Genomic DNA, 19252 nt, shown 5'->3' on the forward strand with positions numbered 1-19252 from the left:
CCCGTTGATCTATCGCGACCCCGACGCCCCCGCCTTCGTCGACGATTACGTGAACCTAGCATCGCCTTTGCTGGGGGCGACGGCCGAGGTCGCGTCCGATGAGTTCTTCGCGGCGAAGGAGCGCATTCTGCAGGACGCGCCGGCCGTCTTCCTGCCCGACGCGTTCGATGAGCACGGCAAGTGGATGGACGGCTGGGAGACCCGCCGGCGGCGAAACGGCGGCAATGACTGGCTGCTGATCCGTCTCGGCGTGCCGGGCGTGATCAAGGGCGTAGACATCGACACCTCGCACTTCACCGGCAATTTCCCGCCCGCCGCCTCCATTGAGGGGTTTTACGGCGAACAGCCCCCTGCCCCGAGCGCGAGATGGCGGCCGCTCGTGCGGACCATGCCGCTCGGGCCCGGCGCGCATCATTACGCCGCGGTCTCCGAGACCGAGCCGGTGAACTGGATCCGCCTGCAGATCTTCCCCGACGGCGGCGTGGCGCGGCTACGGGTCTATGGCACGCCGTTCCGCGAGTGGACCGAAGAAGAGCGCCACGGCGAGATTGAGCTTTCGGCGGCGAAGAACGGCGGCCGGATCATCGCCTATAACGACGCCCATTACGGCATCCTGCCGCTGATCTCCGAGGGGCGCGGCAAGAACATGGGCGACGGCTGGGAGACGCGACGGCGCCGTGAGCCCGGCAATGACTGGGTGATCGTCGCGCTCGCTCATGCGGGAACGGTCGGCCGCGTCGAGGTCGACACCGCGCATTTCAAGGGCAATTTTCCGGACAGCTGCTCCATTCAGGCGGCGCGCGTCGAGCAGAGCACGCAGCAGTCGCTGATCACCCAGTCGATGTTCTGGCCCGAGCTTCTGTCGAAGCAGACGCTGCAAGCCGACCACATTCACGATTTCGGCCCCGAGACGATCACCGATCTTGGACCGATCACCCACGTCCGCTTCAACATCTATCCCGACGGCGGCGTCTCGCGGCTGCGGCTGTTCGGCAAGCTAGCGTGACGAGCCCGCTGGTCCCGGAGCCTTTAACCAAGGCCGCTTTCGCGCCCTTCGGCGAGGTGATCGAGACCGAAGACGCTGAAGTCCGGATCATCAATCAGGGGTTCGCCAAGCGCTTCCACGGGCTTGCTCGCGCCGAGATCGGTCATGGCGCGGAGGCGATCATTTCGATCTTTCGCGCTACGCGCCGACCGTCACCCATCCGTATCGATATGCTGGAGCGCCATCCGCTCGGCTCTCAGGCCTTCGCGCCCATCCAGCCGCACGATTGGCTGATCGTGGTCGCCGAGGACGCCGGTGCGGAGCCCGACCTCGCGACGCTCCGCTGCTTCTACGCGCGCGGCGACCAGGGCGTGAACTACGCCTTAGGAGTCTGGCATTTTCCGGTGCTGATCCTGGCTGACGCGCAGGACTTCCTGATCGTCGACCGCGAAGGTCCTGGCGAGAACCTTCGCGAGTTTTTCTTTCCCGAAGACGCGGTAACGACGATCGCGCTCTAGGCCCGCGCTGATCGCGGCAAGCCGAACAGGCGATCGAAGCTCAGGTTGAACAGGAACGTGTAGGCGAGAAACACCCCGATCAGCGCGCCGTTATAAATGAAGGCCTCGAGCAGACTCACGCCGAGCAGCCAGGACAGCGTCGGCGTGATCATCAACACCAGACCCGCCTCGAAGCAAAGCGCATGAACGGCGCGACGGACGAAGCTGCGGCCTTTCACGGTCTGCTTCCTCTCCCACGCCTCGAAACCGGCGTTGAACACATAGTTCCACGCCATCGCGATCGTCGACGTGACGACTGCCACGAGACTAACGCCGCCGGCCTCCTGCCCCGAGAGCAGGGTAAGCCCGACGGTAGCGACGCAAAGGCCGAGCGCTTCATAGGACAACACGTAGAACAGGCGGCGAAGCGCGGGCGGCATGGTCGTTCGAGATCGAAATGAGGGCGTGGGCGCAGGATGGCGCCCGACGCCCGCGTTCTGGCGCCGGGAGCCGCCAGGCGCAAGGGCGCTCTCGTACGCGGGCCGATCCTTCGACTTCAGGGGCCGTGGCTGATTTTAATGATCGTTCAAATCTGGCATGTCGCTTGCCACCTGTTGTCCACGACATGCCTTGGGATCTCTGCATTTGGACATCAACACGATCGAAGAGATCGTCACGCGGCCCGAGCGACCCTCGGCCTTCGACTGGCGGGAGGGCGACAGCTGGCTCGGCGGCGGCACCTGGATCTTTTCGGAGCCGCAGCCGGCGCTCCGCCGGCTGATTGACCTCGACGGCTTCGGCTGGACGCCGATCGAACTTCGTCACGACGTCCTGGTGGTCGCCGCGACCGCCGAGATCGCAGAGCTCAACGCTTATCGGCTTCCGGAGGACTGGACCGCCGGCGGCCTAATCCGGCAATGCTGCGACGCGCTGCTCGGCTCATTCAAAATCTGGAACATGGCGACCGTTGGCGGCAACATCTGCCTGTCCCTGCCAGCCGGCCCGATGACCTCGCTCGCCTCCGCTCTTGGCGGGACATGCGTCGTCTGGGAGCGGTCAGGCGGCGAACGGCGGGTGGCCGCCGCAGATTTCGTGACGGGCGACCGCTCCAACGTTTTGCTGCCGGGCGAACTGCTGCGGGCGGTCGAGCTTCCGCTCGAAGCGCTCCGCAGCCGCGCTGCATTCCGCCAGATTTCGCTCACGCCACGCGGCCGATCCGCGGCGCTGTTGATCGGCCTCCTCGCCAACGACGGCGGGTTCGCGCTGACCGTCACCGCCTCGACCGTCCGCCCGGTGCGACTGACCTTTCCTGCCCTGCCGGACTGGCCGCAGCTTGAGGTCGCGATTGAAGCCGCCATCCCGGCCGCGCTCTATCACGACGACATCCACGGCAGACCCGACTGGCGGCGGCATGTGACGCGCCACATGGCCGAAGACATCCTCGGCGAGCTTTCCGCATGAACCTCCAGATCAACGGTCGGCGGTTCGACGAGCGTCCGCGCGCCGGCCAGTGCCTGCGCACCTACCTCCGCGAGCGGGGCTGGTTCGGCGTGAAGAAGGGCTGCGACGCAGGCGATTGCGGGGCCTGCACCGTCCATGTCGACGGCAAGCCCGTGCACAGCTGCATCTATCCGGCGTTCCGCGCGGACGGGCGCAGCGTGACGACCATCGAAGGTTTCGCCGACGGAGACACGCTGTCCCCTGTCCAGCAGCGCTTCGCAGACGCGCAAGGATTCCAGTGCGGCTTCTGCACGGCCGGGATGATCGCGACCGTTTCCGGAATGACATCGGACCAGCTCGACGACCTGCCGCGCTCGCTGAAGGGCAATCTTTGCCGCTGCACCGGCTATCGCACGATCGAGGACGCGATCCGCGGCGTCGCCAACGTGGAGGCGGCGGCGCCGGGTCAGGCCGCCTGCGTCAGCGCCCCCGCGCCCGCCACGCGGCGGATCGTGACCGGGACCGAGCCCTACACGTTCGACGTTGCGCCAGCGGGCCTGCTGCACATGAAGCTGCTGCGCTCGCCTCACGCCCATGCGCGCGTCCGCGCGATCGACGCTTCTGCGGCGCTCGCCGTGCCCGGCGTGAAGCTAGTGCTGACGCATGAGGACGCGCCCGCGATTCTGAGCTCAACCGGCCTGCACGAGCTCGACGCCGACGATCCCGACGACACGCGCATGCTCGACGACGTCGTGCGCTTCATCGGCCAGCGCGTCGCGGCGGTCGTCGCGGACAGCGAAGCGGCGGCGGAAGAAGGCTGTCGCAGGCTCGCCGTCGACTACGAGATCCTTCCAGCGGTGTTCGACGCGGAAGACGCGATGCAGCCCGGCGCGCCGCTGCTCCATGGCGACAAGAAGCTGCCCTGGCGTCCTGAGGCCAATGTCTGCGCGGAGGTGCATGGCGGCGTCGGCGATGTCGAGGCGGGCTTCGGCGAGGCCGACACGGTCCATGAGGGGACCTATGAGTCTCACCGCGTCCAGCACGCCCATCTCGAGACGCATGGGTCGCTCGCCTGGATCGACGAAGCCGGCCGGCTGAACGTGCGCACCAGTTCGCAGGTGCCGTTCCTCGCGCAGCGGAGGCTCGCGAAGCTCTTCGGGCTGGAGCGAGAGGAGGTGCGTGTGCTGTGCGCCCGCGTCGGAGGCGGCTTCGGAGGAAAGCAGGAGCTCCTGACCGAGGACGTCACGGCTCTCGCCGCCCTCCGGCTCAAGGTGCCCGTGAAGCTCGAGTTCACGCGCGAAGAACAGTTCGTCGGCGCGACCACGCGCCATCCGATGAAGGTGAAGGTCCGGCTCGGCGCAAAGGCCGACGGGCGGCTGACCGCAATCAAGATCGAGGTCCTGTCGAACACCGGCGCCTACGGCAATCACGGGCCGGGCGTGCTGTTCCATGGCTGCAATGAATCGATCGCGCTCTATCGTTGCCCGAACAAGAAGGTCGACGGGTGGTCGGTCTATACAAACACTGTCCCTTCGGGCGCCTTCCGCGGCTATGGCCTGAGCCAGACCAACTTCGCGATCGAAAGCGCGCTCGATGATCTTGCGCGCAGGCTACAGATCGACCCCTTCGCGATGCGGCGCATCAACGTCATCCGTCCGGGCGACGCGATGCACGCCTTCAGCGCCGATCCGCATGACGTCGAGTATGGCAGCTACGGGCTCGACCAGTGCCTCGACCTCGCCGAGCAGGCGATCGCCCGCGACGGTTCGCCGACGCTCGGCGCCGACTGGCTGGTCGGGGAAGGAATGGCGGTCGGCATGCTCGACACGATCCCTCCGCGTGGTCACCACGCCAGCGCCGAATGCCGACTGACCTCAGACGGGACTTACGAGGTCGCGATTGGCACGGCCGAGTTCGGCAACGGCTCGACCACGGTCCATGTTCAGCTTGCGGCGCAGGCGCTCGCTACGCGTCCGGAGCGGGTGCGCATTGTCCAATCCGACACCGACCTGACTGGCTATGACACCGGCGCCTTCGGCTCGACGGGAACCGTGGTGGCCGGCAAGGCCGTCTTCGCGGCGGCGATCGCTCTGCGAGACAAGCTGGTCGCCGCGGGCGCGGCCCTGCTCGGCGCCGATATCGCTGAATGTGCGCTAGACGAGAACGGCGTCGCCTTCGGAAACCGCCGCCTGACGCTTGCCGAGATCGGCGCGCTTTCCGCAATTGGCGAGGCGGCCGGCACGCCACGCTCGGTCGCCTTCAACGTCCAGGCGTTCCGCGTAGCAGTCCACCGCGTCACCGGCGCGATCCGGATCCTACGGAGCGTCCACGCCGCGGACGCCGGAACCGTGATGAATCCCAACCAGTGCCGCGGCCAGATCGAAGGCGGGGTCGCCCAGGCGATCGGCGCCGCCCTCTACGAGCATGTGGACGTAGACGCCGCGGGCGCGGTCACGACCCGCACGTTCCGCAGCTATCACGTTCCCGCGTTTGCGGACGTGCCGCGCACCGAAGTCCTGTTCGCCAAGACATCCGACGCGCTCGGGCCGCTCGGCGCCAAATCGATGAGCGAAAGCCCTTTCAATCCGGTCGGCGCAGCGCTCGCGAACGCTCTGCGAGACGCGACCGGGCAGCGGTTCGCCGCCCTCCCGCTTACGCCAGACCGCATCTACGACCGCCTGGAAGCGCCAGAAGCCCCGCTGACCTAGACGACTTCCGTCGTCGGCATGACGGCCTCCGGACGCTCAACCTGGTATGGCTTCAGGATCAGCAGATCGCCCGCCTTCCTCAGGAAAGCGTCGGCGCCGAACTCCCGCTCATAATAGCGAAAAGCCTTCGACAGCAATGTCAGCTCGGCGTCCATGTAGTAGCGGACGATGAGCTTCTGCCAGTGCAGCCGTGTCAGTTGGGGAGCTCTCACCCGACGATTGGGCGCTTCGAGCGAAGCGTCGTAGTCCGATCGGGGCGTGCGCCAATCGCCGTAATTGTCGGTCAGGTACATGTCCGGATCGGAGGGGATCAGGAATGGCCGGCCGGCGTATTCGTGCTCTACGAGAGGCGGCTCGCCCTCCTGCCACCATACCTTATTGTCCCAGGCGTGCAGATGACTGCCGTGCCAAAGCACCTCACCTTCGCGATGGTGAAGGAACACGTCGATCTTCACGCCATTCTGATGCGTCAGCTTGATCAGATCGACCGAAGGGACGAATTGTTCCTTGAATTTGGGGCTGGCGGCGATCTTCGTCTGAAGGGCGCCGGCATGCTCGGCGCCCATGATCCCGACGTCGACATCTTTGTCGCCGCCCAGCAATTTGCCTTCCCGGATCACGCCGAGCAGCGTGCCGCTGATCAGGAAGAAGGGGATGGCGGGCATCAGCAGGTCGTAAAGATCCACGAGCGCCGTATTGCCGGCCGAAGGCTTCATGGCCGCCTTGGGCTTGGGCAAGGAGGCGAATCGCGTCGAGCCCACGACGTCCAGCAACGACTCCATCATGAACGCCGCGCGGCCGAGCTCCCTCGCAGCAATCGCGATATCGACGAGGTGGATCGTGTGGGACATCCGCGCGTTCGCCGAACGCGTACTGCGGTTGAAAGCGGCGACGGCCATGCTGACGCTATCCGGGGTCGCGGGCAGCCGACGATAAAGTTGCAGCGGGGCCGCAAAATTATGTCCCATGATCAGGTCTAACAGGAGCGGACGGGCGCGGTCGAAATTGCCCACGTCCACCAGCGCTGCGGCAAGCGCGATTCGCCAAGGATAGCTCGTAAGCGCCTTGTCGCCCGCATAGTCGTCGATAAGACGGACGACCTCGCCGTTGCGTCCAGTTTTTGCGTAGTGGTCGATCAACTGGCCGAGATAGAAGCCGCGATGGACGCCCCTGGCGATGTGGCCTAACGCAAGATTCTCGGCATCATTTTGCCTACCGGCGTCTAAGAGAGCGGTGAACTCGTCCTTTTTTGCCTTTCCGAGCACTGCGCCCGGCCGCATAGCGATGGCAAGTCGGTCGATCAAAGCTTGCATCGATCCCCGCGCCCATATTGCTGACGGCGTGGATCATACTTACCCAATCAAGCTTCGGCGCGGATCCACAATACGTCCGGCACGAGAAGCCACACCTCGGCACGAGCCGCAACTGTAGGTGCGCCGATTTCCGTCTCGTGGCTAATGCGGGCGCTCTTTCTCCACTCGGGATAGTCGGGACGAAGTTCCTTGAGGACTTGGGAACTACGCGATTTCCGCTTTAGGCTGCGGGGATCCACTCGATCAGCAAACCCTCGCGCGTATCGCGCGCCCACGAGATCTCGCCCAGGCGGCCCCAGATGCCGGAAGCCTTGAGCGCTTTCACCAGCGCATCGAGCGTGTCCAGATCGCCTGCGGGCTCGGACATGGCCGCGGCGATCTGTGCCGTCTCCGACGAGAAGCCGAAATCGGCGTCCCGATACGCTTCAATGCTCGCGATATTTTTCATGGCGAGAGCTTTTCCTCCATGAGCCGACGCGCGCACTCTAGGCGGTCATCGTGACAGTTTTTGCACGGCTCACGGGATCGAGACGGCGGGCTCCTAAACGCCTCAAAGCTCAGGCCTCTTTCGATTGAATGTGACGCGTTTGTAACTTATCCTCCACCGTGTCGCCGCAGCGAGAGTAGGAGCCATGCTTGACCAGGGTTCTGACCTACGGAACGTTCGACCTTCTTCATATCGGCCATCTCAACCTGCTTGAGCGGCTGAGCGCGCTTGGCGACGAACTGATCGTCGCGGTGTCCACCGATGAGTTCAACGCCGAAAAAGGCAAGCGCTGCGTCGTGTCCTACGAGGACCGCTGCCGGCTCATCTCCGCTCTGAAATGCGTGAGCGCCGTCATTCCGGAGACGCACTGGTCGCAGAAACCGAACGACATCCGTCGCCTTGGCGTCGACGTATTCGGCATGGGCAGCGACTGGGAAGGGAAGTTCGATTCCCTCAGCCTGTATTGCAAGGTCATCTATCTGCCGCGCACGGAGGGGATCAGCACCACTCACCTCCGTAAAGAAATTTCCCGTCGCGAGCGCGTGCCGTCGCTCGTGTCGTGAGCTATTCAGAGAGCCGATTAAAGCCGGCGTCCACTTAAGCTTCCTCGACACGACACCGTCGAGCAGTGGACCGAACGTCTGGAGTTGATCAGCTTGAGAAGGCCGAGACCGTCGAAATAACCTGTTTTAAAGCGCGGCGTCGAAGTGCTGCGCTGCGTTCAAAGAATTGGCCTCGGGTGAGACGGATGTCCTCCCGGCGGTGGGATCAGCCAACATCACACGTCGCGCCTCGCGCAGAAAACCGTCGCAGCCGTATTCGCTTTCGTACCGCGCGAAGGCATCCGTTAGCATGCGGAAATTCGCGCGGTGGAACCACTTGATCAGGTTCTGCCTCACATAAAGCTGTGCCAGCCGCGGATCGCGGATCCGCCTGTTGGGCGCTTCCAACGAGGCGTTGTAGTCCTTCTTGGGCTTTTGCCAGTCGCCATAGTTCTCGGCGAGGTAGAGCCGCCAGTCCGACGGCGCGAGATAGCGGCGCCCCTGATAGTCCACGGGCTCAAACAGCGGTTCGTCGGGTCGCCACCAAACGGAGTTCACCCAGATGTGCGCCCGGCCGCCGTGCCACATCGAACCGCCCTCGACGTGGTGGGTGAAGACGTCGATCACCACGCCGTTGCGGTGCCTGACCTTTACACCCTCGATGTTGCTCGAGAAATCGGTCGAGAAGCTGAAGGAGCGCAACGCCGCTTCCCTCGCCCGCGCAGCTACCGACGGATCGAACACGCCGACGTCAATATCCTTGTCGTAGCCAAGCAGCCTGCCATCGCGCATCACGCCGAGCAACGTGCCGCTGATCAGGAAGAATTCCCCGAGGCCCGCCATCATCGCGTGGAAATCGGCGAGGGCGCGGTCAAGATCGGTCGAAATGTCCCGGCGCTCGAAAGTAGGCCGCGGCGCTTGAGCGCCATCAAGCCAGACGACAGCCTGATCGATCAGCGCGAAAGCGCGGTCGATCTCTCCGGCGGCGACGGCGATCTCGATCAGGTGGGACACCTGGGTCGCCTTGCGGTAAGGCGTCCGCGGGCTGCGGCCGAAGGCGGCGCAGGCCGCATCGAGCAGCCGTGCGCTTGGCGGGAGAGCGCGCATCAGGCGCAAGCCTTCCGGCGTATCGCCACCCGCCACCAATTCAAGCGCGACGGACTCCGCGTCCGTCAGGTCGCCGTCCTGTATCAGCGCGCGGGCGTAGAGGGCGCGCCAGTGCGGGTTGCGCAGCCGGCGCCGGTCGGCGTTAGCCTGAGAGCGGACATGCGCCTGATCGCCGACTTCGAGAGCGATCTCCGCCCGGCGCAGCCTGTGCCAACCGCCGTCGATACGGGAGAGCGCGCCCCGGTCGGCAAGAGCCACGCTTTCCGCCTCGCGGCCCTCGCGCATCGCCGTCCTCAGCCTCTCCCGCCGACGTTCTCCGCCAAGGCGCAGATACAGACGACCGAGCATCGGACCTAAGGGCATGAAGGCGCGTCGCTCCGTGCCGCGCGGAGGCGCGGACCTGTCCCCTAACGCCTATGGGAACCGGAGCAGTCTGTCGACGCCGTAACGCAAGCTCAGCTTACCGCAAGAGCCTGGATCCACGCGCGGACGCCTTCCGGATCCGGCAAAGCGTAGGTCGCGGCGGAGGCGCGGTTGATCTCGCCGATCAAAATCGCGTCGCCGCCGCGCGCCACCGCGGACTCGAAGGCGAACTCATCCGTCAGATCGTCGCCGAGCACGACCGGCCGACGTCCGGCAAAAGGCGGCTCTTCCATGAGAAGGTCGAGCGCGCCGCCTTTATGGCAACCGCGCGGGCGAACCTCGACAACCATCTTGCCGGGCTGAAGTTCATGGGTCGGGGCGAACTGCGCCACTAGACCGGCGACGCGCTCTCGCACCTCGCTTTCCCGCTGCGGCGTCGAACGGTAGTGGATAGCAACGCTCGCGCCTTTGTCCTCGATCGAAAGGCCGGGGCGCGCGTCCACAAAGGCGCCGAGAGCAGCGACGAGCCGTTCCGGCGGCGGGGAGCCGCCATCGGCGACGCGCCCTCCGCCACGGCGCCGAAGCTCGGCGCCGTGCAGCGCGGCGGCCGGTAGCCGCAGCGGCGCGAGGATGCGATCAATGTCTTCGAGGCTCCGCCCGGACAGGATCGCCAAGGCGCCGTCCAGCTTGTCGGCTACGGCGCCAATGGCCTCGATCGTATCTTTCGGAATCCAAACGGCGTCCGGCGTGGGCATCAGGTCAAGGACGGTGCCGTCGAGGTCGAGAAACAGAGCCACCGCGTCAGGAAAGCCCTCAGGCGCCGGGGGTAGCGTCGGGCGGCCGGTGTGTGGCGTCTCCGCGTTCTTCGCCGCGGCGGCATTGGAACGCATAGGCATGCTCTCAAAAAAGGCCGTCACGTGGCGCGCTTTAAATAGAAGCGCCGCGCTTGTTGGGCAAGGCTTAGCAGCCAAGCCTTAACCTCGTGCTTGCATCTGCGCTATGAACACGTCGAAGGGCAATTCCGCGACGCGGAACCACAAGAGATCCTCGTTGCGGAACGCCGCCTGAGACTCATGGATCTTTCTGAAGTCCGGGCTCTTCTCGTACAAATCGGCGAAGACGTCCTGAGAGGCCTTGTAGGCGGCCTCCATCACATCCCGCGGAAAGGGCTTCAGTCTGGCCCCAGCGGCGACGATCTCGCGCAGCGCCTTCGGATTGCCGGCGTCGTAGCGGGCGAGCGTCGTCTCGGTCACGAGCGCCGCCGCCGCGCGGGCCATCGCCTTGTAGGCCCGCGGAAGCTCGTCCCACGCCGCCCGGCCTACGAAAAGGTGTGCGACCGCCCCGCCCCGCCAGCCGGGATAGAGATAATTCTTCGCGACCTGTTGGAGGCCGAGCTTCTGGTCGTCGTACGGGCCCGCCCATTCGGCGGCGTCGATGTCGTGTTTCTCGAGCGATGCGTAGACCTCAGCCCCCGCAAGTTCGCGCGGCTCGGCGCCAAGCTTCCGGTACACCTCGCCAGAGAGCCCCGCGGTCGTGATCCTCAGCCCCTTGAGGTCTCCGAGGCCGGAAACGTCGCGTGAGAACCAGCCGCCCATCTGGGCGCCGGTAGCCCCGCAGGGGAGCCCGGCGAAGCCGAAGCGCGCGTAGAAGGCGTCGAGCAGTTCCGTCCCGCCGGAACGCAGCCATCCGGCCATCTGCCGCGTGTTAGGGCCGAACGGCGTCGCCGTGCCAAGCGCGAAAGCGGGGTCTTTACTCGTCGAATAACAGGAGGCGGTGTGCGCAGCCTCGACCGCGCCGCGGGTCACGGCGTCCGCTGCGTCGCTCGGCGCGGCCCCCTCGCCCGGCCCCGCGAGCGTGGCCGTGAAGGCGCCGTCGCTCATCTCGGCGATCGTTTCGCAGAACAGCGTTCCGGCGCCGCGAAGCACATCGAGCGATTGCGGAAAGCCGGACGCGATGCGCCACTTTACCCGCGGCGCCGCGCGCGCCACTGCGGGCGCCGCGACCGTCACGCCGGCTGCGAGCCCGGCTACGCCCAAAAACCTGCGTCGCTCCATTCCGTCTGGCATCGCTCGCTCCCGCTCCTCGCCGACCTAAGCCACCCGACGCGGAGGGCAAGGGCGGCTTAGACCGGGAGAAGCGCCAAGTGATTGTCCCAGCGTAGCCGCCCCATGCGCCGACCGACGACCGCCGCGCCGTCTTCACTCGCCGCGATCCGGATGATCTCGCCGAGCCCGTTGCTCGCCACGAACCGGCCGGGGGCGGCTTCCGCCACGAGCCCGCAGCAATCCGGGATGGAGACGACGCCGACGAGCTCCTCGCGAGCGGCGTCGAAGACCGCCACGACGCCGCCTTTGGGACCCGAAGCTGCGAGAAATCGTCCGGAGGCGTCGATGGCCAGCGTGCCGACCGAGCCGCCGATGCGGGCGTTGACGTCGTATCCGGCGTCGAGCCAGCGCAGGCGGGTCCCGTCGAGGCGGGCGACGAGCGGATGATCGTGCGCGCCGGGCTCCGTGTCCTGCGCGGCGACGAACAGCGACCCGTCGCGCCCCTGCGCGAGATGGCGGAGCGAGAGCGAGGACGCGTCGGCCTCAACCTCCGCCACGCGGTCGATCGCGCCTGTTACGGGGTCGACCAGCGCGAGGTTCGATCGGGCGCGCGTCGTCCCGAGCGCCTTGATGCCGGGATCGGTCTTCGGCTCCTTGGCGCCGTTCGCCACCGCGATCAGGCCGCCCGCGGAGATCAGCTCGTGCGGGCCTATCCCGGCCGAGGCGCATTCGGCGCCGACGCGATAGCCGTCCGCGGCGGAACGGACGACGACCGTCCCCTCGCCCGTCGCGGCGTCGATCTCCGCGGAATAAAAGATCGATCCGTCCGGCGAATAGGCGCCGTGGCCGGAGAAACGGCGCCTGGCGCTCGCCTGGAACGCGCCACGCACGGTGCGCGCCTCGCCGTCGAGCACGAAGGCGAGGTCTCCCGGACGACGAGCCACCGCCACCGCCTCGCGCCCGTCCGGACGCGCGCTCAGCGCATGAAGCCGCACGGGCGTCGCGGCGCCGGGCGTCGCTTCCAGCGCGTCGTCGAGCAGCCCGACGTGGTAGCGGCCGTCGGCGTCGAGCGCCGAGCCGACAAACCGCGGCGCCTCCTCCGCACGGGCGGCGACCGGCGGGAACGCTGCTCCGAGAGCGGCCCCGCCAAGCGCCTGCAGGGCTCCGCGGCGGCTGAGATGCATCGCCTCAGTCCCCGTCGAGTGCGTTGAAGCCCAGTGGCAGGCCGAGCGCCGGGGCAAGGTTCTTCACGAGATCGTTCTGCGCGACCTTCAACGCGGCGACCGCCGCCTCAAGCGTCTTGCGCCGCTTCGGATCGGTCGCCGCCTGCCCGAAGTCGGTTGGCAGCTTCGCCGCCGCAGCCTCCGCCGCGGCGAAGGTCTTGGCGTTCGCCGCTGCGACATCCTTCGGCGCATAAGTCCCGAACGTCTTCGCCATGGCCGCGAGGCTGCCCGTCAAAACCTGAAGGGCGCGCGCGGAGCGGCTGGAGCGCCAGCCTTCCGCCGCTTTCGGTCGCGCCATGTCCGGCCCGGCGCCGAGCACGGGGAAGATCTTGAGATCGTTCGCGCGCTGCACCCCGCCGGCGAGGTCCGTCATCAGCCGGGCGGCGCCCTGGGCGGGATCGGCGAAGTGCACGGGATCACCCTCCCCGCGCTTCAGCCGCGCCAGCGGGCCGTCCGGCGCGCCCCATTCGGTCACGACGTCGTTCACGATCGAGGCGATGTTGGCGGCGATCGCGACGCCGGACCGGCACCGAGCGGCGGGGCTCGCCTCGCTGGTCTCGTAGAGCAGCCTTTCGAGCGCCGGAAACCCCTGGCCCGCGACGCTAACGCCGCGGATCGTTTCGGGCGGGACGTCGCCGTCCTTCGCGCGTTCTTCTATCTCGGTCAGCGCCTTGGCGACGACGTTGCGACGGTCCGGCCCGAAGAACAGGCGATCGGCGCGCAAGGCGACGCTCATCGGCCCGGTCGTGACGTGCTCGACAGTCGCCCAGCTGTCGGCCGCCTTGCCGTAGGCCGCGCGCAAGCTCTCGAGATCTGGCGCGAAGTCACCATCGGCGCAGGCCGCCTTCCAGGCCTCCGACTGCTCGCCCGCAGCTTTCGCCAAGGTCTCGTAGCGCGGTATGAGATAGCTCTCGATCACGCCGACGGCGATGACTCCTGGCGCTGGCGGCGCGGCTGCAGCGGACGCGACGCTCCCGGCCAGCAGAAGCGCGATCGCGGGAAGCTTGAGCTTCGCCAATCTCATGGACGCGTTTCCTCTCAAAGGCCTTCGACGTAAGCCGTCAGCGCGTCGCGGTCTTTCGATGACAGACGCTCGAAACGTCTCTTCGCGCCTTCCGCCTCGCCGCCGTGCCAGCGGATCGCCTCGGCCACCGTCGCGGCCCGCCCGTCATGCAGCAAACCCGACCCCTGCGCCAGCGCGCGGGCGACGCCCCAGAGCGGCGCGGTTCGCCATTCCGCGGAGGCGGCGCCAGCCTCCCCCGCGCCGTCATCGAGGTCCGGTCCGAGATCGTGCAGCAGCAGATCGGTGAAGGCTTTCGCTTCGCCGCCGCCCTTCAGCGGCAGCGAGGGCGCATGGCAGGCTCCGCAACCCGCGGTCGCGAATAGGCGCGGTCCCTTGCCGGCGGCGGGCTCCGTGACCGGCGCCGGGCGGCTGTCGAGAAAGGCGACGAGGCGCGTCATCAGGGGTTCGGCCACTTCCGCTTCGCCCGGAGGCGCGCCTTGTGGGGAGGCTAGGCATGCGACCTGCCATTCCGTGCAATCGCCGGCGCCATCCGGCCTGATGACGGTCGACAGGCCGAGGTCGAGAGCGAAGGCGGAGGCTGCCTGGCGCTCGAGCGTCGGCTCGCTGGCCTTCCAGCCGAAACGCCCGATCGATCTGTCGGCGAGCCGGTGCGCGCGGCCGGATACGCCGTCACCGTTCCGGTCGTCGGGATCTTCGCGCGCCAGGATTGCGGCTTCGTCGACGCGTTCGAGCAGGCCGACGCCGAACAGCGACGGCGCTACGCGCGGGGACATCCGGGTTCCAGGCGCAAGAGGCCCGTAGCCTCGCCCGTCGATGCGCCATCGCGGCCGCCCGTCGTCGCCGAGAACGACGCCCGCCTTGCCCTCCGCGACCGCGCCCAGCAGCCCCTGCGTCTGGAGCTCCGCGCCATAGAACGGGTCCGGCCGCCCTTCGTCGTCGGCGAGCTTCACCACGAGCCCCGGATGCTCGCCGGGATCGTCGCGTCCGAGCCGGAAGGTGGTGCGCCCGCCGCTTCCGGCGTGGCAGCTCGCGCAGGACCGCGCGACGAACAACGGGCCGAGCCCGTCCGCGTGCTGGGTGGAGGCCGGCGCATGCGCCCACATGCGATCGAACACTGCCTTGCCGATGGCGAGGTCGAGCGGGTCGGCCGCGGCGGGACACGCGCAGAGAGCGAGCGCCGCGATGAGCAGGAACCGGCGGCGCCCTTTCCCCTTGCGCGGACGGCAGAATGCGCTCCGCCTCCTCAAACCACCCTCACATAGCCCATCATGCCCGTCTCCTGATGCTCGATCAGGTGGCAGTGGACCATCCAGGCGCCGACCCGGTCGGCGACGAAGCCGATCGTGACGCGGTCGTTCGGGGTCAGCAGCACGGTGTCGGCGTAGTGGACGGGCAGCTCCGCGCGCGTCGAGTTCAGCACCTTGAAGGTGAAGCCGTGCAGGTGGATCGGGTGAACGTGGGGGGTCTCGTTCGACAGCTCGACGACGTAAGAGCGGCCCTCCTTCAGCGTGAAGAGCGGCGCCGGGACGTTGGAATGATCGCCGCCCGGCCAGGACTGGCCGTTCATGCTCCAGTTGGTCTTCGACGCCGAGCAAAGACTGTCGAGCAGCGCGTTCGCGAGCGGATCGCGATCGTCGTCGATCGCAAGCGCCGCCTTGCCGCCGGACGCGGTGGCGAAGGCGAGGCGTAGGCGCTCCGCGCCCTTGGTCTTCGGCTCCGGGATGTCGGACGCGGTGAGCGGCGCTGGATCGAAGGAGCCTGTTTTCAGCGCCTCGCCTTCGCCGACAAAGGTCGCGAGCGTCACCGGCTCGGCCGCGAAGAAATCCATCAGCCGGCCTTCGGCGCCCGACGCCGGCGCACGCACGACGACATCGAGCCGCATGGCAGGCCCGAGCCGCCACTCGTGCAGCGGGAATGGGGCGATCGGATTGCCGTCGATCGCGACGATCGCCGCTTCCATGCCCTCGAAGCCGAGGCTGCCGATCCGGGTCGAATCGAGGTTCAGCAGGCGCAGTCGGCAGTCGCCGCCCGCCGGCAGCGCGATCCGCGGCGCGATCGCGGCGTTCGCCGTCCGCACCGTGCCGAAGGTGCCGGCCCGCAATTCGCCGCGCGGCGTCGAGAACGGCAGGTAGCCGCCCGTCTTCTCGTCGAGCCGCCAGTCCTTTAGGACCACGACGATGTCCTCGTCGTAAGGCCGGCTTTCGTCGCCCTCGACGATCATCACCCCCGCGAGCCCGCGACCCAACTGAGCGGCGGTGTCGCAATGCGGGTGGAACCAGAAGGTGCCGGTGTCGGGCGGGGTAAATCGGTAGGAATGTCGCTCGCCAGGCTTTACGGGCGCCTGGGTTACGTAAGGCACGCCGTCCTGATCGTTCGGAATGCGCAGGCCATGCCAGTGGATGGACGTGTGCTCGGGTAGCCGGTTCTCAAAATCGACGCTGAGCGTCTCGCCGCGGGCGAGGCGCACGAGGTGGAACGGCTCAGGCCCGTAGGTCCAGATGGCCGTCTCCGGAGCCTCCGCCCCGAGGAGCCGGAACGGCCGCTCCTGCGCTGCGAGGGAGATCGCCTTCTCGCCGGAAGCCGGCGCACGAGTTCGCTTCGGCAGCTTCGCTGGCGTCCGTGCAAAGCCGCGGGCGGAGAGCAACGCAGCGCCCGCGACAGCGAGGCCGCCGCCGAGGAGGGTTCTGCGAGAGAGCGCGTTCGACGGCATCGACATCATCCGCGACGCCGCATCCTGGCCGAAGAGCCGGGACCCAGAACCGCTATGGCTTCGAAGTAAGCGACGATGGCGCCTGCAGGGCCATCGTCGCGTCAGTTGCGTCCGGGCTAACGCGGGGACGAGCGAGGCGCTTACTGCGTTACCTTGTCGGGGTTGTCGAGGCTGTCCGACCCTTCGACCGTGATCTTCACGCCGAGCTTGGCGACCACCGCCTCGACGCCGTGGGTCTGAGCGACGAGCGCGTCGATGACGTCCTGCACCAGCTTGTTTCCTTCGGAATTGCCCTCGCCGATCATCTGGTCGTAGGCCATGCCGCCGTCGCCCTTGTCCTTCATGGCCTGGGCCTTGGCGAGCGTGTCGTCGAACAGCGCGTCGAGCTTCTTCGCCTCGTCCGGGGCCTTGGCCTCGGCGTAGGCCTTGACCGAGGGTCCCTCGACCACCTTGCCGTCGATCGTCTTGTAGGAGCCTTCCCAGATCTCCTTCATGCCGACGATGTCGTAATAATGCGAGTTGTAGGTGTTGTCGGAGAAGCAGTCGTGCTCCTCCTCGGGGTCATGGAGGATGAGGCCGAGCTTCATCCGCTCGCCGGCGAGTTCGCCGTAAGCCAGGCTGCCAAGGCCGGTGAAGATCGGCGCAAGCGCGGCCGGCCCCTTCTTCTTGGCGAGCGCGACGCGCGCCTTGCCCTTCGAACCCCAAAGCGCCTCCATGGCCTCGAGATCCTCGACCAGCAGGTCCGTCACAACCCTGAGATAGGCCGCGCGGCGGTCGCAATGATCGTGGGTGCAGCCGGCGCCCTGGACGTAGTCGGACGCGGGACGATTGCCGGCGCCGGGGCCCGTGCCGTTCAGGTCCTGGCCCCAGAGCAGGAACTCGACGGCGTGGTAGCCGATGGCGACGTTGGCCTCGACTTCGCCAGCCTCGTTCAGCGACTCGAGCAGCTTCTTGTCGATCTTCGTGGCGTCGACCGACTTGCGGCCGATCTTGATCTTGGGGTTCGCGATGACGTTCAGCGCGTAATACGGGTTTTCGTCCGAGGTCTTGCCGTACTTCTCGTCGACATAGTCGATCAGCCCCTCGTCGAGGGGCCATGCGTTGACCGTGCCTTCGAGATCGTCGACCGACTTGTTGCCGAAGCGGAAGCCCTCGGTTTGCTGGTAGGAGGGGCGCGCGTCGATCCAGGCCTTGCGCGCGTCGGACAGCGTCGCGTCCGTGGGATCCGCGAGGAAGGCGTCGACCTTGGCGTCGAGCGCCTTGGCGCTGGTGACCGCGTCGCCATACATCGCCTGCGCGATGTCGCTATAGGTCTTCGCGATGTCCTTCGGGGCGGGCGCGTCGGCTGCGAACGCGCCCCCGGCGACGATCGCTCCAAAACCGACGCCGGCGAGCGCTGCGATCCATCCACTCTTCATCACGTCCCGTCTCCACCAGCTCGCGCGTCTCACGCGCGGCGGGACGGAACGCCCGGCTCACGAAGTTGTCAAACGCCCTCTAAAGGTCTTTGAATGCGAGGCTTTTTTGCCGTCAGGCTCGACTTGGAATAAATACAGAGAGTGAGGTTTCGCTGGCTAGCGTTCGATGACGATGCGCGGCGCCGTGCGGCCGGGAGCGCCGGTCGACAGCCGCTTCCACAGCGACTCCGCAATGCGGCCATAGGCCTGCGCATAGGACGAGTCCGGCGCGGAGGCGACGATCGGCGCGCCGGCGTCGGAGGTCGAGCGGATGTCGAGCGCGAGCGGGATCTCGCCGAGAAACGGCGCGCCCATCGCCTGCGCTTCGGCCTTGGCGCCGCCATGGCCGAAGAGGTGAGCGTGGTGGCCGCAGTTCGGGCAGTCGTAATAACTCATGTTCTCGACGATCCCGAGGATCGGCACGTCCACTTTGCGGAACATCGCGACGCCGCGGCGGGCGTCGGCGAGCGCGAGGTCCTGCGGCGTCGATACGATCACCGCTCCCGACAGCTTCACGCGCTGCGCCATAGTGAGCTGCGCGTCGCCGGTGCCCGGCGGCATGTCGACGATGAGGATGTCCAGTTCGCCCCACGACACCTCGTTGAGCATCTGGGTCAGCGCGGACATCACCATCGGACCGCGCCAGATCATCGCCGTGCCGGCGTCGACGAGGAAGCCGATCGACATGATCTTCAGCCCGTGCGCCTCTAGCGGCTTCATCATCCGCCCCTCGACCTCGGGCTTCGAATGCAGCGCGAATAGGGTCGGCACCGAAGGCCCGTAGACGTCGGCATCCATCAGGCCGACCCGCAAGCCCTGACGTTGCAGCGAGAGCGCGAGGTTTGCGGCAGTCGTCGACTTGCCGACGCCGCCCTTTCCGGAAGCGACGGCCACAATGTGCTTGACGCCGGGGACGCCGGCGCCGCTCGACCCTTGCGGCCGCGCCTGCGGGGCCGCGCCCTGCGGGGCCTCGCGCGAGCCGCGCGCCATCATCGGGGAGGCTGGCTTCGCAGGCGGCGGCGTGGACGGCGCGGAGCCCGGCGCACGTTCAGCGGTAAGCGCGACCAGCACGTCGGAGACGCCCGGCACCGCCTTCACGGCCGCCTCCGCCGCGCGGCGGATGGTTTCGGCGCCGGCTGCCTGTTCGGGGGCGACATCGATGGAGAAGATCACGCGGGAGCCCATCACCGCGATCTTGGACAGGGAGGAAGACGCAGCCAGGCTCGGCGCGCCGTCGGGCGCAGGAACAGCGGCGAGCGCGCGCCTGATGTCGTCCTCGGTGACCGCCATGCCTGCCTCCAGCTTGAGGGAACGGGCTATGGACCTTCCCGTGCGCCGAGGTCAAATGGCC

The 19252-nt window shown here is 67.3% G+C and carries 18 protein-coding genes; 6 read left to right on the forward strand and 12 right to left on the reverse strand.

Annotated elements, in window-relative coordinates:
- Positions 1-4: 4 nt before the first annotated feature.
- Both alc and EYR15_RS01120 read left to right on the forward strand, forming a co-directional pair.
- Positions 5-1006, forward strand: coding sequence for an allantoicase (alc, locus tag EYR15_RS01115; RefSeq protein ID WP_428977142.1), 1002 nt, complete (start codon positions 5-7; stop codon positions 1004-1006).
- The gene (locus EYR15_RS01120) at positions 1003-1503 is read left to right on the forward strand and encodes an ureidoglycolate lyase (RefSeq protein ID WP_131001049.1); all 501 of its coding nucleotides are present in this window, start codon (positions 1003-1005) and stop codon (positions 1501-1503) included. Before alc ends, EYR15_RS01120 begins: the two co-directional genes overlap by 4 nt.
- Here the strand turns inward: EYR15_RS01120 and EYR15_RS01125 are convergent.
- Complete coding sequence (locus EYR15_RS01125) at positions 1500-1922, reverse strand: PACE efflux transporter (protein ID WP_131001050.1); 423 nt, start codon at positions 1920-1922, stop codon at positions 1500-1502. The genes EYR15_RS01120 and EYR15_RS01125 overlap by 4 nt on opposite strands.
- Positions 1923-2127: 205 nt before the next feature.
- Here EYR15_RS01125 and EYR15_RS01130 point away from each other — a divergent pair, with 205 nt between their 5' ends.
- Both EYR15_RS01130 and EYR15_RS01135 read left to right on the forward strand, forming a co-directional pair.
- Positions 2128-2943 carry an FAD binding domain-containing protein gene (locus EYR15_RS01130; protein ID WP_131001051.1) on the forward strand — a complete coding sequence of 272 codons (816 nt, stop codon included), beginning with the start codon at positions 2128-2130 and terminating at the stop codon, positions 2941-2943.
- Positions 2940-5630, forward strand: a complete 2691-nt coding sequence (locus EYR15_RS01135; protein ID WP_131001052.1) for a molybdopterin-dependent oxidoreductase — start codon at positions 2940-2942, stop codon at positions 5628-5630. Before EYR15_RS01130 ends, EYR15_RS01135 begins: the two co-directional genes overlap by 4 nt.
- Here the strand turns inward: EYR15_RS01135 and EYR15_RS01140 are convergent.
- Positions 5627-6934 carry a LicD family protein gene (locus EYR15_RS01140; protein WP_131001053.1) on the reverse strand — a complete coding sequence of 436 codons (1308 nt, stop codon included), beginning with the start codon at positions 6932-6934 and terminating at the stop codon, positions 5627-5629. The genes EYR15_RS01135 and EYR15_RS01140 overlap by 4 nt on opposite strands.
- Before the next feature lie 229 nt (positions 6935-7163).
- Positions 7164-7391 carry a hypothetical protein gene (locus tag EYR15_RS01145; RefSeq protein WP_131001054.1) on the reverse strand — a complete coding sequence of 76 codons (228 nt, stop codon included), beginning with the start codon at positions 7389-7391 and terminating at the stop codon, positions 7164-7166.
- Positions 7392-7579: 188 nt separating this feature from the next.
- On the opposite strand from EYR15_RS01145, the gene EYR15_RS01150 reads away from it, so the two are divergent.
- Positions 7580-7993, forward strand: a complete 414-nt coding sequence (locus EYR15_RS01150) for an adenylyltransferase/cytidyltransferase family protein (protein ID WP_131001055.1) — start codon at positions 7580-7582, stop codon at positions 7991-7993.
- A 126-nt stretch (positions 7994-8119) separates the two neighbouring features.
- Here the strand turns inward: EYR15_RS01150 and EYR15_RS01155 are convergent, their stop codons facing one another.
- Positions 8120-8986, reverse strand: a complete 867-nt coding sequence (locus EYR15_RS01155; RefSeq protein ID WP_131001056.1) for a LicD family protein — start codon at positions 8984-8986, stop codon at positions 8120-8122.
- Positions 8987-9238: 252 nt separating this feature from the next.
- Between EYR15_RS01155 and EYR15_RS01160 the strand changes: the two genes are divergently transcribed.
- Positions 9239-9436, forward strand: a complete 198-nt coding sequence (locus tag EYR15_RS01160) for a hypothetical protein (RefSeq protein WP_131001057.1) — start codon at positions 9239-9241, stop codon at positions 9434-9436.
- Positions 9437-9534: 98 nt separating this feature from the next.
- On the opposite strand, the gene otsB is transcribed toward EYR15_RS01160, so the two are convergent.
- From otsB to EYR15_RS01200, 8 genes are all read right to left on the reverse strand, one after another.
- The gene (gene otsB / locus EYR15_RS01165) at positions 9535-10332 is read right to left on the reverse strand and encodes a trehalose-phosphatase (RefSeq protein WP_245498084.1); all 798 of its coding nucleotides are present in this window, start codon (positions 10330-10332) and stop codon (positions 9535-9537) included.
- Positions 10333-10416: 84 nt separating this feature from the next.
- Positions 10417-11508 carry a TRAP transporter substrate-binding protein gene (locus tag EYR15_RS01170; protein WP_245498085.1) on the reverse strand — a complete coding sequence of 364 codons (1092 nt, stop codon included), beginning with the start codon at positions 11506-11508 and terminating at the stop codon, positions 10417-10419.
- A gap of 56 nt (positions 11509-11564) precedes the next feature.
- Positions 11565-12671 (reverse strand): DUF1513 domain-containing protein, encoded by a 1107-nt coding sequence (locus tag EYR15_RS01175; protein WP_131001059.1) that lies wholly within the window; start codon positions 12669-12671, stop codon positions 11565-11567.
- 4 nt (positions 12672-12675) lie between these two features.
- A complete protein-coding gene (locus EYR15_RS01180; protein WP_131001060.1) occupies positions 12676-13734 on the reverse strand; it encodes an imelysin family protein in 1059 nt (352 codons plus the stop codon).
- Positions 13735-13748: 14 nt separating this feature from the next.
- Positions 13749-14981 carry a di-heme oxidoredictase family protein gene (locus EYR15_RS01185; protein WP_245498086.1) on the reverse strand — a complete coding sequence of 411 codons (1233 nt, stop codon included), beginning with the start codon at positions 14979-14981 and terminating at the stop codon, positions 13749-13751.
- Positions 14978-16453 carry a multicopper oxidase family protein gene (locus EYR15_RS01190; RefSeq protein ID WP_245498087.1) on the reverse strand — a complete coding sequence of 492 codons (1476 nt, stop codon included), beginning with the start codon at positions 16451-16453 and terminating at the stop codon, positions 14978-14980. Before EYR15_RS01190 ends, EYR15_RS01185 begins: the two co-directional genes overlap by 4 nt.
- Positions 16454-16584: 131 nt before the next feature.
- A complete protein-coding gene (locus EYR15_RS01195; protein ID WP_131001571.1) occupies positions 16585-17862 on the reverse strand; it encodes an imelysin family protein in 1278 nt (425 codons plus the stop codon).
- Positions 17863-18018: 156 nt separating this feature from the next.
- On the reverse strand, positions 18019-19191 hold the full coding sequence (locus EYR15_RS01200) for an Mrp/NBP35 family ATP-binding protein (RefSeq protein ID WP_131001061.1): 1173 nt from the start codon (positions 19189-19191) through the stop codon (positions 18019-18021).
- Positions 19192-19252 lie beyond the last annotated feature (61 nt).

The organism is Hansschlegelia quercus, assembly GCF_004310425.1.
GTDB classification, from domain to species: Bacteria; Pseudomonadota; Alphaproteobacteria; order Rhizobiales; family Methylopilaceae; genus Methylopila; species Methylopila quercus.